Below are 14,090 nucleotides of genomic sequence, written 5' to 3'. Positions count from 1 at the left end.
TACTTCTAATTTTTATTTTCCCTTTCTAATGGTGGCTCAGGCTTTGACCCTGTTTCTTGTCTTTTTAAATTATGCCACCCTATTGTTCGTGGTCTAGTAAACATACTCCATAAATGAGTTCTTACAAATGTGTCTTTTAAATCTTCTATAGTTAATGGAGCCAATGGAGCAAAATATGGAGTTCCAAAAGATCTTAAGGACACAACATGTACTAGCACCACTAATAAGCCAATTCCAACTCCAAATATGCCTAGGCTAGCCCCTAAAATAAGGAATGCTACCCTTAAAATAGAAACCACATCTGTATACACCGGCACTACAAAACTACACACAGCTGTTAAGGCCACCACAATAACCATAAGTCCTCCTACTAGTCCTGCTGATACAGCAGCCTCACCTATTACTAAAGCTCCAACAATACTCACTGCCTGACCTACAGGTCTTGGTAGCCGTACTCCCGCTTCTCTTAAGATTTCAAAGGTTAATATCATAAGTCCTGCTTCCATAACTGCAGGAAAAGGTACGCCTTCATGGCTTGAAGCCATGGTAAGCAACAAAGTAGTAGGAATTAGTTCTTGATGAAATATTGATAATATCACATAAATTGCTGGTGCTAATATGCTTATCGAAAAGCACATAAACCTTAAAATCCTTAAAAAACTTGAATAGAATGGTCTTGAATAATAGTCTTCTGAATTTTGGAATCCTTCAATAAAAAGCATAGGCATAGTAAGTACAAATGGAGTTCCATCCACTAAAATAACGGCCCTACCTTCCAATATTTTTCCCGCTGCTGTATCCGGTTTTTCAGAATTGCCTATTGTAGGAAAGATAGAATACGGTTCGTCTTCTATAAATTGTTCAATGTATCCCGACTCCAAAATAGCATCTGTCTTAATCCTATTTAACCTCTGTTTTATTTCTTTTATAAGTTTAGGATTAACAATTCCCTTTAAATAAACAATACATATACTGGTACGTGTTTGTTCTCCAATCTTTATCGTTTCAAATGTTAATTTAGGGCTTTTTATTTTGCGTCTTAATAATGTCATGTTTATAGACATTGTCTCACAAAATCCTTCTCTAGGCCCTCTTACCACAGCCTCTGTTTTAGGTTCTTCTACACCACGGGTTTCAAACCCATTTGACTGAATAATTAAAGCATCACTAGAGCCTTCTCTAAGAAATATGGTTTCTCCAGATAAGCATCCATCTATTATCTCCTCTATTACTCCACTCTGCTTTACTTCCCCTACAGAAAGTAGTCCTTTTTTTATGCTGTTTAAATTACCAAATTCCAATTCACTGTCTAGATTATATAACTTACTGTCATACATAAAAGGTTTAATTATAACTTCATTTATAATTGCTTTCTCTGTCATACCTTCTAAAAATATAACCGCTGCATTTATTTGTCTTTTAGAGCCAAATGAAAATTCACGATAAATGATATCATCGCTTGAACCTAGAATTTTTTTTAAAGTATTTAGATTGTCTTTAAGGCTAGTAGAAAGTTCTGGCTGTGGAGTTTTTTTTTCCGTATTTTCATTATTGATTTTAGGATTTTTAAGTTGCATAAACTTAAACTTTTTATATAAATAATTAAACACTTTCCTCACCTATACTTTCGTTTTATCATTTTATTGTTTGTTTATATCTAACCAATTGTTCATTTTATCATCGCTTTTTATCTATTTTCTCCTTATTGTTGAATTCAGGATTATAATACTTTACCCTAAAAATATAGAGAAAAAGTTGACATATGAGTACTACAATTAACACAATAGTATATGTCCAAGAAAATACAACCATAAATGCTGGATAAAAACCTCTTCCTTTCAATGATTTTATTAAAAATTCTATAATCTCCATCTTATTTATCACCTCTAGACTTATCTACAATTGGGTTCTCTTCTTTTTTAAGATATAAATCATCAGTAATAACAGAGGGGCAATATTAGTATAGACTATACCAAAATAGTGTACATCAAAAGGAAACATCCATTGATGAAAGGCATAACTAGGTTCAAATATAATTGAAAACCATAGCAAACATGCGCCTACCAAAATAAGAATTATTTTATAATTTATATTTTTAAACAATGTAGTCAAACTTAAAGCAATAGCATTTAGATATATAGACATCTTAAAAAAGCCACCCAAAAATATGATGATTACACCTATGCTATCTATATTTGTAATTATATCTCCTATGTTTACTAGTCTTATGACTTCTATCAACGGAATCGTGGCAATTGCACTATATTTATCTCCTAATACAGTGATATAAATTATCAAAGAAAAGCAAAGTAGTATACCTGACCATAAAACAGTTTTCATTGCGGTTTTTCGTATAATATTTTTTTCATTTGCATAATTCCAATACATTAAAAAAACAAACAACTCTCCAAATGGAAATACTACTATTTGTGGCAACGTTTTTAGGACTGGCTTAATACCATTACCTAAAACTGGTGTTAGCCTTGTAAAATCCACATTTCCTGATATGTAAAGCAGTATATACACACTTATTATAAACAATAAAATAATGGGCATAATTATTTCACTGGCACGTGCTAGCACTTCAACTCCCTTTAACAGCGTATATATGCTAACTAGTACAAATATAAAGCTTACAATCCATATAGAAGTTTTGGGGAGTGTCGTTATAATTATAAGCTCACCAAATTCCCGGAGATTACGAGCACAATGCCAAAAATAGCCTAATAAGTTAAGCAAAACAAATGGTACTCCAAGCTTCTTTCCTAATATTATTATAATCATTTCAACATAATTTTTATCAGGGAATGCATTTTGAAGTTCTGTATAAATCCATGTGAAACCTAATCCAATTAATAAAGCAAGTAAAATGACAATCCACGCATCCTGTTTAGCATCAATACCTAGTGCAAAAATAGTAGTACTTCCTACTTCAAATACAAACATTAGTGTAAATAATTGATGTTTACTTAAACGTATCATTTGTATTCCCTTCTTGTCATATTGTAAATTTAAATAATATTTATTTAAGAAGCATTTCTTATTTATATATATTAACCACTAATGCTTTTAATATGTATACAAAGTTTTTTGAGGTCAATATGTAATTTTATAAAAAAATAAGGACTCTTCTGGCAAAACCAGAGGAATCCTCTCACTCTACAATTTATAAATCTATTCTTGTTCTAAATATAATTCTTCTGTATCATGATCATAATTGAATAATTCTGCATATCTTCCCCAGTCAATAATTTTATCCATTATCTCTTCAATAGAATGTTCTCCAAAATATTGAGTGAAAATCTCCTTGAAAAACTCTTCTCTCATTTTTTTGCTTTTTTTGCTATTAAGTACATTCATTATAACTTTAAAAGTTGATATATTCATTAACTGTTCTTTGAAAATTTCTTTACTTTCATCTGTTTCTGCCTCAATAAATTTACTTCCAAGACTAGTTATTATTATATCTCCTTCCACAACCTTAGCAAAATCTAACATAGTCAGTCCTTCTATATTGGGTAAAAGATCGTCAATTTCCATCATAAGATCACGCCCAAGCTGATATATATCCATCCTCCCGTCATTGTCATCTACAAGCTCCATAAGTCCAGACATTACCCCAATATTAGCTTCTGGTATTTCCACAGGTTTTTCAACATTTTCTTTAACTACTTTTTCTGCTTTATCCTCATTTTCCTGCTCAAATTCACCTTTTGTAAGCACTTTATATACACTATCAACAATACTTTCAAATTCAGGTGACTTTCTGTTTCTTGGATGTGGTAAATCTATCTTTATTTCTGCTATGACCCTTGCCGGATCACGACTTAGCATGACTATTTTGTCTGCCATAAGCACTGCTTCTTCGATTCCGTGAGTTATCATAATTATACTCTTTATTGGCATTCTCTTTGTTGTCCAAAGTTCTATCAATTCAGTTCTAAGGTTTTCTGCTGTTAGAAAGTCCAAAGCAGAGAAAGGTTCATCCATACACAAAAGTTTAGGTTCAACAGCTAATGCTCTTGCAAAACCAACTCTTTGTCTCATACCACCTGAGAGTTCTTTAGGATAAGCTTCTTCAAAGCCATCAAGTCCTATTAGACTTATAAGTTCTGAAGCCTTCTCACTTGTATAATCCTTAGGAAATCCTTTTGCTTTTAAACCAAGTTCTACATTTTCACGAACAGTAAGCCATGGATAAAGAGCAAAGGATTGAAAAACTATTGAGGCATATTGATTAACCCCATTAACCTTTTTTCCGTCAAATATTACTTCGCCTTCCGTAGGTTCAATAAGTCCTGTTATTATTCTAAGAAGTGATGATTTACCAGATCCAGAAGGTCCAAGTATGGCAATGTATTCATTCTCATTTATGTTTATATTTATATCTTTTAATGTAGGTTTTTCAGATTCACCAAAATACTTTGTTATTCCGTTTACTTTTATAAATTCTTTCTGCTTTTTCATATACATCACTCCTCTTACATTTCTATTTTAAATCTTTCTTCTGACAGTGCAAAAAGTCTCTTCCAAACTATTTTATTTATTCCTACAACAACTATACACATAGTGATTGTTCCAACTAATAGCAGTGCAAAATTACCTTTAGTTGTTGCATCTGAAATCAAAGCTCCAAGCCCTATGGTTTTTACAGTTTTGCCTCCAAAATTTACATATTCCGATACTATACTTGCATTCCAACATCCACCTGTAGCTGTAATCATTCCTGTTATAAGATAAGGAAATATTCCTGGCAGTATTAGTATTTTCCACTTTTTAAATCCTTTAAGCCCAAGTACCTTCGTAGCTTCTTTTAAATCTTCTGGTATTGCCATTGCCCCAGCTACTACATTAAATAATATATACCACTGAGTTCCCATTAGCATTAAAAGAATAGATGCCACACTAAGTCCCCCAAATACATTTATAAACATTCCAAGCACAACAGGGAAAAGCGCTGTAGCTGGAATAGATGCTATTACTTGAATTATAGGCTGAATTATATTAGAAAGTTTCTTATTCATTCCAATTGCCACACCTACTGGTACTGTCCAAACAAGTGCTATAACTTGTGCTACAATAACTCTTAATAATGAAAAGAATGCAGCCTTTGGAATTCTAAGCCAATCACTGGCTGGTAGTTTTATAACTAATTGTGCGATGTTAATAACCGCATAAACTATTATTATTAGACCAATTATTTTAAAGATTATTTTTATTACTTTTCCTATGATTTCATTAGATTTATGTTCATTATTCTTAACTTTATATACTAATTTATCTATTTTTTCACCTATAAAACTAAATATAGGGGTTAATATCTTCTCCGTAAAAACTTGAATTATATATGAACGTCTAAGTAGCTTCAAAACAAAAGACTTACTTTGATCATTTGACTGTGTAAGTTCTACTTTAAATTTATCCGCCCATGCAGTTACTGGTCTCCATACAAGTTGATCGAGTAATATAATAACAAATACTAATGTGCATATTCCCCAAATAAGTGCTTTAGTATTTCCATTACCTGCTGCTGTTTGTAAAAATGATCCAATTCCTTCAAGCCTAAAGTTTCTACCTTTAAGAGTAAACATTTCGCAGGACATAAGAAAAAACCAACCTCCTGCCCATGACATCATACTATTCCAAACCAAACCTATAGCGGAATATGGTAATTCAAGTTTTTTAAATTGTTGCCACTTATTAAGCCTCAAAATACTCGAAGCTTCTTGTAAGTCTCTAGGCAATAATTTTATAGAATTATAAAAACTAAAGGTCATATTCCATGCTTGACCTGTGAATATTAATATTATAGATGCTATTTCTATTCCTATAGTTCCATTTGGGAAAAGTGCTATAAGTCCCATTACTACTGCTGGTAAAAAAGATAAGACTGGTATTGATTGAAGTATATCTAATATTGGTATAAGTATTTTTTCAGCTTTTTTATTATGTGCTGCTGTATATCCATATACTAATGTAAATATTATTGAAATTATATATGCTGCTGTCATTCTAAGAACAGATTTTAATGCATATTCAGGGAGCATATTTAGATTTGTTGATATTTTTACATTATTACTGCTGCTATTAAATCCGCCATGAATCCCAGGTGTCATTATTAAGTACAATATTATAGCTATAAATGCAAATATAATTATGTCTATTATTCCAAATTTTCTTTTAGTAAAAATCTTTTGTTTTTCCATAACCTTTCCTCCTCTTCCTAGGTGAACTAAAAGATTAGTTTCACCGATAAAAGTAAGGTTAAGCTCTGTTTTTAACCCCACTTTTAATTAATGAATATATTTGTTTATGACTGGCATCCCCGTCCATATTATCATCACCTTTCAAAAATCTAAACAAAAAAACCCCCACAATAAGTGAAGGCTTTAAAAGCATACTAAAAACTCCACCTAGTCGAGCTTTGGCACTATATGACTTAGAGAATTCTCAGCTACATTAGATAAAACCTTAATTCGGTAGTACCTGCTGACCCATTGGTGTGTCTCCACATTTCTGGGCAGTAGCATATTTTCATATAGGAACCTCACCTAACAAGTTTCCCTAACTTTTTATATTATATTATTATTATGTTAAAAACACATTATGTTTATGTAAAATCATTTTGATTCCTTTAAAATTATATACTTAAAATTAGTAAAAGGCAATTAAATTTATTTATATAAGGCTGTAAAAGGTATCTATGAGAGCATGTAATGATATTAGATATGTGTTTATATTATACTCGAAGTCTTTTATACCATTGTTCTTTTGTAATACAGGTAATATGTTCTGTTCTAATATCATTCATTAGCTGCCATTCTATGTCTTTTTCTGTATGATGATATTGAAAGCCACATTTTTCTTGAACACGCCAAGATTTTTCATTTCCATCAAAATATCCGCACCAAATAACTTTAAGTCCAATTTCTTCAAAACCATGTCTCATAAGCTCATGAACTGCTTCTGGAATTAGACCCTTCCCCCAATAAGGAACACCAAGCCAATAACCAATTTCACCTTCATCATTTCCTAAAGCTATGCTACTTTTTTCACCAATCATAAGCCCTATACTACCAATTGGCAAACCTTTGCTTTTCAATACAACTGCATATGTTTCATTAGCAGAAAGAACATCTTTAATAATCTGACGACTGTTTTCAACATCAGTATGGACAGGCCAACCTGCAATAGGTCCTACATTTGGATCTTTTGCATATTTGTATAACTCCTGTGCATCTTCTTCTTTCCACGGACGTAAGATCATTCTATCAGTTTTTAATATCATTTTTACCACACCTTTCCGCACTAAAATATGAATAATCTCCACTACAAATTACTACTTATATTACTAAGACTTAAATTGAAATTTATTGAAAGATAAATTATTCTTATTATCATAAAAATTAAATTATCTTTCATCTATTTTTACTCTTAACATTTTGTTCTTCACATTTACTGCATACTTTAATTCATATACTATCACACCTTTATTAATTGCTTCTGAAATTTCATCCATTTCCTTTTTTATCTTTTCTTCATCAACATACCAACCAAGTACAATTGATTTTTCTCCCCAAAGCGCTCCCTTATTAACACCAATCAACCAATATTTAGGCTCATCACTTTTTGCTTTAAACATTACATGTGACGATAGAACTTTATAACAATTAACAATTGATTTCCCATCATATGATTTAATAGTAATTTTACCAGTTGGTACAATTATATTGTTGGATAAAGTTTTGTTGTTTTCAGTGGACTTAATCTCACTTAACATCAAATAATCTAAAGAAACATTTAGTTCTTTAGATAAAACAAGCAATTTTTCCATTTCTGGATAGCTACTTCCTTGTTCCCATTTAGAAACTGCTTGACGACTTACTCCAATTATTTCTGCTAACTCTTCCTGTGAAATATGTCTTTCTTGTCTAATTGATTTCAAATTATCTGCAAAACCCATGACTTTCTACCTTCTTTCTTTGTTATTATGTGTAAATTATAATAGGTTTTACACTAAAATAATACCAATCTACAGTTGCAAATCCGCAACTTACATTTGCATTTTTATAAACTATATAAAAAAACAGTTATGCCTTAATTTTTATGAAAATAATGTCTTAACTTTGTTGCTTAACTTTATGATAACGTAAAAGGTTTATAAACATCTGTGTGTAATAATAAAGATAAATAATTATCACACCTATTATTAGATATTCATGTGGAAATTTAGATTTTTCCACCGTATGATCAATATGAAAGTTAAACGCATACGTACTTGCTTTTCGCAAATGCCAAGGTGATGAAACAATAACAGCAGTGTTCCATTCTCTGCTTTTCATAATTTTTCTTGAATTTATCAAATTTTCATATGTATTTCTTGAAAGTTTTTCACAAATTATACTACTATTGGGAATTCCTAGTTCTATTAAGGCTTTTGCCATAATATCAGCCTCAATATGCTCATTAACAACAGCTGCACCAGAGCATATTATAGTCTTGGCAATTCCATTATGATATAATTTTGCGGCTTTTTTTATTCTTTCTCTTAAGATTGGTGATGCATTTCCGTCTTTTTTTGCATGGTATCCCAGTACAATGATTACATCCCTTTTCTGTCCATTATTATAGACTGCTTTCTTAAAGTTATAACATATTAAAATATATAAAGTCGTGAAGTACAATAATATTAGACATAAAATATATAATAGTATCATTTAACATAACTCCTCTCACATATGTTCATTATAACTCTTAGTTAACAACACAATAATCTACTTATATATTGATATGTCTTTCAAATAAATTGCGTACTATAAAATCCTTTATTTTGTTAGAAATTATACTTATTATGCATGAGACAACAATGGAAACATAAGCTTATTTTCCTTGAACAAATTTTCTTTTTCTTTCAACATAAACAGAGTAGTATCACTTTTTTGTACTTCCGTTATTTTGAAATCTTTGATTAGCTTTGGCGTAAATCCAATAGTAGCTATTTTAGTATTTTGCCGCGCCATTGTACATAAAATATCATATATTGTACATTTGCCTTGACAGAAAATATCGTAGCAAACTAAATTTTCATCATCATACTCTGCAACTACTACAGCTTTATACTGCTCAATATAGTAAATATTTTCCTTCATAAATTGTGAACAATAAAACATAAGCAATCCCTCATTGTTTTCCATTGGTAGAGCAGAAAAGGGATTTGAAAACTTGTATGTGTCCAGTAAAAGCTTTCTATCATGTGCTACTGACATATCAAGTTTTTTAACCCTTCCACACTTTTTGTTCACTTTTTTTTGGTATTGGTATTCTAATGCTTTTTCAAAGTCAAATTTAGGGTAGAAATTCAATGCACTATCATTTGCAAAAAGATAAATAGCGTCACATTTATCTTTCCAATCTTCCAAGACCTTTTCTATCAGCCACCGACTTAATCCTTTGCCTCGATATTCTTTAGCAGTCATAACTGTTCCTAATTGGATATACCGTTTTGTTTGTTCTCTCCATCTTGTATTTATTATGTTTACCGAAACATTTGATACTACCTTGTCTACATTTAGAAGAGCGTATGGAATGTAGTCACCACCCCAATAACCATTTTGATACCAAGGCTCAAAATTAATGCCAAAGGTATCCTGTGCCAGTAGATTAAAACTTTTTCTTTTCTGCTGGTTTTCTTTCACATCTTTTATAAAATTATATTCATTCCCATTAATGCTATATTTCATTCTGTTGCTATCACTCACTTTCCATGTAAAATATAGATAAAATTTGTTCCACATCTTTTTACATGTTATTAGCCTAATGAGAATATGTACCGAAAAGCTCTTTTAAATAACCTGTAAAGTTTATGATTCTATAAAGCTATTATATTTAGAAACATGCTTAAAACTTTTATTACCTTTTTCACCGTCCGTAGGTCAGACTGTTCACCTACTTCTGCTGATATGATATTGAAATATGATTTTCCACCTGCTCTTTCAAATGTTACGCCAGATGAATTAGTAAATTGTATTTTGTTGTATATTGACATTAGATTAATCTTTACCTATAATTTCGGTTGAAGGAGGTGTTAATTTAATGAATAGATCTAAAGATTTAGTACATTCTCTATATAATAGTATTTCACAATCAAAAAAAAATAATTTTGACGATATTAAAGAAGTATTATTAAAAGTTTATGTAAAGCTAGATTTATCTGATGAAAAAAATATTCCTTTGATAAATAGATTGGTTAACTATATATATTTTACAGCTTATACAGAAAAATTACATTTTTCGTCTAATGAAGAGAATATAATAAAAGAGTTATCTGAAATAGGTAAATATGCTGGTTTAAATGGTGTATATCGTTCAGATTATGGCAATAAATCTCAATTTTAGATATTTTTTAATTTTACTTTTTTAAAATAAAAAAAGCACCAGTAAATCCGCATATATTAACCACTCCCTGTCAAGTGGATAGTTTAAAAATTAAAAGATTTCTATGCCACTTTCTTCTGTAAGAATTTTCTGTATTCTACTGGTGTCATACATCTAAGCCATTTCTCTCCAAATTTATTGGAAGCAAATTATCTATTTAAAACGTTTTTCGCTGTAACCTCTGGTGTAAATTTTATATAATTTTTTCGTGCTTTGGGACATACAGATTTAATATACAAAATTCTCATTAATCGTAGTGTTCGTTTTTCATTCACACGGAATTTATTTTATGGCTTGAATTTAAAGGAGACTGTCAGATGATAAATAATATATCGATTAAAAAAAATTCTAAATAAAATATTTATTCTTATTCCAATAAATATTTTATTTATAACTTTATACAAAATAGAAAAGGTCAAACTATCAAAAAATAATCTAATATTCAGAGGTTGAGTGGATATTACATATCAAATTAATATAATGTTCTTAATTATATTAGTTATTATTTTGGTCAAAATTTGCTTGCTGTCCTTGTTTGAATTGATAATTAAAAATTGTTATGCCCAATACACTAAATAGTTATCAAGCAATACTTGATAACTCATTATTATTGAGATGGCTTATTCATTATCACTGCTAAAATGGGGTAATAGGAGCCTCTGTGTCATGAAGTTCAAAGTGGATTCTATCATTATTGATTTCTTATATACTGTTCTATTTTGTTTTTATTTTTTCCAACTGTATCAACATAACAAACTTATAAAAGATTATATAAAATCTTTTATAAGTTTCTTTGACGATATGTTTGAAAGTATCACAGAAATTACAACTGCAATTGCAACTCCTACAGAACCACTCCAAGTAATTGAAGCTAATGATACATGATCCACCATTGCCCCTCCAATAGCAGCACCTATAGCCATGGCTAATTGCATCATAGATTGATTTAGACCTAACAAAATTCCAGATGATTCAGGTTCAATTGTTGCTAAGTTATATTGTTGTGTTGGTCCAGATGTCCATGCTGAGAAGGACCACAATATAAGTACAAGCAAAACTCCAACTAGTGAATTAGTCACTAAAGATAATAAAATAAGCATAAGAGTATGCAATATCATACCACCAATTAATGTAAAAGTTATACCCCAACGATCAGTACTATACCCACCAAATTTAGATCCAATTAGGCTTGCAACTCCGAAAATAAGCAAAGCTGTACTAAGTAGATTTTCGCTTATATGTGAAACAGTGAGTAGATAAGGTGATAGATAGGTATACACAATTGAATATCCCCCAAGCCAAAAAAATGTAATTGCTAGTCCAAGAGCCACTTTTTTATGTTTTAAGAGAGCAAGTTGCTGAAGAAGAGGTACTGGCTTATCGCCTTTTGTATTTGGAATAGTAAAAAATATGATAATTGATACAATAAGTCCCAATAAAGCAATTGCTCCAAATACAGATTTCCAACCTAATATATTAGAGACAACTCTTCCAATAGGCACTCCAATAATTAATGATGCTGTGAAACCCATAATCACTGTTGCAATAGAACTTGCTTGTTTACCAGCAGGACCGATTTTAGCTGCAATATTAAGTGCAGTAACAACCACCATTCCTGCACCAAGTGCCATTACAATACGTGCAACAATAAACAATTTATAACCAGGTAATACAAATGCTAAAATATTGCCTAGTGTAAATAAACCCAATGAGTACATAATTAGCTTTTTTCTATCCATACTTGCTGTTAAAGCCATAAGAATTGGTGTGCAAATAGCGTACACAAGTGAAAAAATTGTAATAAGCAGTCCAGCCGCCGCCATAGTGATTCCAAGGGAACTTGCAATCTTATCTAAGATACCTGATATTATGTATTCAGATGCTCCTACTAAAAAACTAGTAATTGCTAAGATATAAATTTTAAAATTGTTAGACAAAATACTTCACTCCTTAAATATATTTATTGGAATACATGCTGTTACATATCTATATATCATAATATATAGATATGTAATGATAATAAGAAACTGAATTCATAAAAAGGATTCAGTTTCTTATTTTATATTTCTTTTTTAATAAAGTCAGCAATTTTACTAATAGCATCTTCATCTCTTTTATAACAAGTATACTTTCCTATTCGTTCTGTTTTGATTAATCCAGCACGTAAAAGTATAGAGAGATATTGCGAAGCAGTGGATTGAGTCATTTTTAATTTCTGTGTAATTTGGTTAACACATACCCCTTTTTCTCTCATATCAACCCCTTCATAGGTTATAAAATGACGCTCAGGCTCTTTAAGCCATTGTAAAATTTGCAATCTTGATTCATTAGATAATGCTTTAAAAACTTCAATTGGTTCCATATAAGAAATTATATCATTAAATAACGATATGTCAATACGTTTTAAAACAAACTATAATTTTGAACATTTTTAACCCCATTATAAAAGGGGAATAAGCAAATACTTATTTATGGGTTCTCGCCAACATTTCCGACAAAACCCACGTTAAGGAATTATATGGATAAAAGATATCAAAAACGTTAGCTAATAGTCTATTTTGATATTTTGTTTTGGCAATAGTTTTGGCACTACATTTTCCCAAAATAAGAATTAAAAAGAATAAAACAAGAGTAGAAATACTCTTGTTGATGAACAATATAAGAAGAATGCATATTAATATCCCTTTCAAAGTACGCTTCATATTTCCATAGTTTTTGCTAATTCATTAAGTTTACTTAATGTTTTCCAATTACGCACGGTTGTTGGTACATTCAATTTATAAAGATTATTAGCAAGCTTTGAATTACGAATACTATGATGGAATAAAAGATATACCTCTCTTCCTATAATTTGGTACTTATCACTTCCACTTCTATAAACATCTATACACTCAATCTTTTCTTTTAAAGGATTATGTGTCAATAACGCAACATACAGAGTCTCTACTTCGGATAACGCCTCTACTTCTATTACTTCATCCTTTGAGAATGGGCAATTGAAAATAATCTGTTCTAACTCTGTAGATGTCCTCAAAATAACTTTTACAGGAATCCCAAAGACTGCCTCAATCTCATGTTCAATTTTATTGCAAAGAGACTCCTCTACGTCATTTGATTTGAATAGAATATTTCCACTTTGAATATATGTTTTTACTTCACAAAGTCCAATTGATTCAAATACTCGTTTCAAATCTGCCATCTTAATTATATTTTTTCCACCTACGTTAATACCTTTTAACAATGCTATATAAACAGTCATCTTGTAAACTCTCCTTTATATGAAAATAAATCGTAATAATATACACTCACGAATTAATCATTCATTTTTCACTTCCCATTATAAACATCATGTTCAATATTTTATAATATTTCCTTATATAACATTATTCTACAAATAAACTTAATTTCCTTCAAAATTAAATTTTAATTTCTTCTCCTACTTTATTCTATAAAACAAAAACTCGATGTACTCAAATTTCTGAGTACATCGAGTTTATATTTATATTTTACATTGCGTATTCAATTCTATAATTTTTTAAAGGAAACTCAAGGCTCACTACATTCGCTGAGTAAGTTCGACTTACCAAATTAAAATTTGGAGTACTTTTTAAAGGAAACTCGACTCACTGCGTTCGCTGAGTAAGTTCGACTTACCA

At 30.4% G+C, this 14,090-nt stretch carries 13 protein-coding genes and 1 riboswitch; of the genes, 1 reads left to right on the top strand and 12 read right to left on the bottom strand.

Annotated features, from left to right (window positions below; translation table 11 throughout):
- Window positions 1-5 precede the first annotated feature (5 nt).
- The 9 genes from B8978_RS13850 to B8978_RS19880 all read right to left on the bottom strand — a co-directional run bounded on the left by B8978_RS13850 (window position 6) and on the right by B8978_RS19880 (window position 10,045).
- Complete coding sequence (locus tag B8978_RS13850) at window positions 6-1,610, bottom strand: spore germination protein (protein WP_084116640.1); 1,605 nt, start codon at window positions 1,608-1,610, stop codon at window positions 6-8.
- 286 nt (window positions 1,611-1,896) lie between these two features.
- Window positions 1,897-2,982 carry a GerAB/ArcD/ProY family transporter gene (locus tag B8978_RS13840; protein ID WP_084116638.1) on the bottom strand — a complete coding sequence of 362 codons (1,086 nt, stop codon included), beginning with the start codon at window positions 2,980-2,982 and terminating at the stop codon, window positions 1,897-1,899.
- A 192-nt stretch (window positions 2,983-3,174) separates the two neighbouring features.
- Window positions 3,175-4,467 carry an ABC transporter ATP-binding protein gene (locus B8978_RS13835; protein WP_084116637.1) on the bottom strand — a complete coding sequence of 431 codons (1,293 nt, stop codon included), beginning with the start codon at window positions 4,465-4,467 and terminating at the stop codon, window positions 3,175-3,177.
- Between the two features lie 14 nt (window positions 4,468-4,481).
- Entirely contained in the window at window positions 4,482-6,206 is a 1,725-nt protein-coding gene (locus B8978_RS13830; protein ID WP_084116636.1) for an ABC transporter permease, read from the bottom strand.
- Between the two features lie 194 nt (window positions 6,207-6,400).
- Window positions 6,401-6,566, bottom strand: a riboswitch (M-box (ykoK) riboswitch).
- Window positions 6,567-6,739: 173 nt separating this feature from the next.
- The gene (locus tag B8978_RS13825; protein ID WP_084116635.1) at window positions 6,740-7,288 is read right to left on the bottom strand and encodes a GNAT family N-acetyltransferase; all 549 of its coding nucleotides are present in this window, start codon (window positions 7,286-7,288) and stop codon (window positions 6,740-6,742) included.
- A gap of 123 nt (window positions 7,289-7,411) precedes the next feature.
- Window positions 7,412-7,963, bottom strand: a complete 552-nt coding sequence (locus B8978_RS13820; RefSeq protein ID WP_084116634.1) for a helix-turn-helix domain-containing protein — start codon at window positions 7,961-7,963, stop codon at window positions 7,412-7,414.
- A gap of 157 nt (window positions 7,964-8,120) precedes the next feature.
- Complete coding sequence (locus B8978_RS13815) at window positions 8,121-8,717, bottom strand: YdcF family protein (RefSeq protein ID WP_084116633.1); 597 nt, start codon at window positions 8,715-8,717, stop codon at window positions 8,121-8,123.
- Between the two features lie 132 nt (window positions 8,718-8,849).
- The gene (locus tag B8978_RS13810; RefSeq protein WP_207651890.1) at window positions 8,850-9,758 is read right to left on the bottom strand and encodes a GNAT family N-acetyltransferase; all 909 of its coding nucleotides are present in this window, start codon (window positions 9,756-9,758) and stop codon (window positions 8,850-8,852) included.
- 110 nt (window positions 9,759-9,868) lie between these two features.
- On the bottom strand, window positions 9,869-10,045 hold the full coding sequence (locus B8978_RS19880; RefSeq protein WP_176212700.1) for a hypothetical protein: 177 nt from the start codon (window positions 10,043-10,045) through the stop codon (window positions 9,869-9,871).
- Window positions 10,046-10,092: 47 nt separating this feature from the next.
- Between B8978_RS19880 and B8978_RS13805 the strand changes: the two genes are divergently transcribed.
- Window positions 10,093-10,395: a bacteriocin immunity protein gene (locus tag B8978_RS13805; RefSeq protein ID WP_084116631.1), complete on the top strand. Its 303-nt coding sequence runs from the start codon at window positions 10,093-10,095 to the stop codon at window positions 10,393-10,395.
- An 806-nt stretch (window positions 10,396-11,201) separates the two neighbouring features.
- On the opposite strand, the gene B8978_RS13800 is transcribed toward B8978_RS13805, so the two are convergent.
- The 3 genes from B8978_RS13800 to B8978_RS13790 all read right to left on the bottom strand — a co-directional run bounded on the left by B8978_RS13800 (window position 11,202) and on the right by B8978_RS13790 (window position 13,693).
- On the bottom strand, window positions 11,202-12,371 hold the full coding sequence (locus B8978_RS13800) for an MFS transporter (protein ID WP_084116630.1): 1,170 nt from the start codon (window positions 12,369-12,371) through the stop codon (window positions 11,202-11,204).
- A gap of 122 nt (window positions 12,372-12,493) precedes the next feature.
- Window positions 12,494-12,796: an ArsR/SmtB family transcription factor gene (locus B8978_RS13795; RefSeq protein WP_084116629.1), complete on the bottom strand. Its 303-nt coding sequence runs from the start codon at window positions 12,794-12,796 to the stop codon at window positions 12,494-12,496.
- A gap of 336 nt (window positions 12,797-13,132) precedes the next feature.
- On the bottom strand, window positions 13,133-13,693 hold the full coding sequence (locus B8978_RS13790) for a DUF1697 domain-containing protein (protein ID WP_084116628.1): 561 nt from the start codon (window positions 13,691-13,693) through the stop codon (window positions 13,133-13,135).
- Window positions 13,694-14,090 lie beyond the last annotated feature (397 nt).

Origin of the sequence: Clostridium acidisoli DSM 12555 (genome assembly GCF_900176305.1) — a bacterium.
Taxonomy (GTDB): Bacteria; Bacillota; Clostridia; order Clostridiales; family Clostridiaceae; genus Clostridium_I; species Clostridium_I acidisoli.
This window is presented reverse-complemented; position numbering and strand designations above follow the sequence as displayed.

What these genes read in the sequence shown, in the direction of transcription:
- B8978_RS13840 (WP_084116638.1), bottom strand. Translation starts at nt 2,982, where the DNA reads ATGATACGTTTAAGTAAACATCAATTATTTACACTAATGTTTGTATTT.
- B8978_RS13835 (WP_084116637.1), bottom strand. Translation starts at nt 4,467, where the DNA reads ATGAAAAAGCAGAAAGAATTTATAAAAGTAAACGGAATAACAAAGTAT.
- B8978_RS13830 (WP_084116636.1), bottom strand. Translation starts at nt 6,206, where the DNA reads ATGGAAAAACAAAAGATTTTTACTAAAAGAAAATTTGGAATAATAGAC.
- B8978_RS13825 (WP_084116635.1), bottom strand. Translation starts at nt 7,288, where the DNA reads ATGATATTAAAAACTGATAGAATGATCTTACGTCCGTGGAAAGAAGAA.
- B8978_RS13820 (WP_084116634.1), bottom strand. Translation starts at nt 7,963, where the DNA reads ATGGGTTTTGCAGATAATTTGAAATCAATTAGACAAGAAAGACATATT.
- B8978_RS13815 (WP_084116633.1), bottom strand. Translation starts at nt 8,717, where the DNA reads ATGATACTATTATATATTTTATGTCTAATATTATTGTACTTCACGACT.
- B8978_RS19880 (WP_176212700.1), bottom strand. Translation starts at nt 10,045, where the DNA reads ATGTCAATATACAACAAAATACAATTTACTAATTCATCTGGCGTAACA.
- B8978_RS13805 (WP_084116631.1), top strand. Translation starts at nt 10,093, where the DNA reads ATGAATAGATCTAAAGATTTAGTACATTCTCTATATAATAGTATTTCA.
- B8978_RS13795 (WP_084116629.1), bottom strand. Translation starts at nt 12,796, where the DNA reads ATGGAACCAATTGAAGTTTTTAAAGCATTATCTAATGAATCAAGATTG.
- B8978_RS13790 (WP_084116628.1), bottom strand. Translation starts at nt 13,693, where the DNA reads ATGACTGTTTATATAGCATTGTTAAAAGGTATTAACGTAGGTGGAAAA.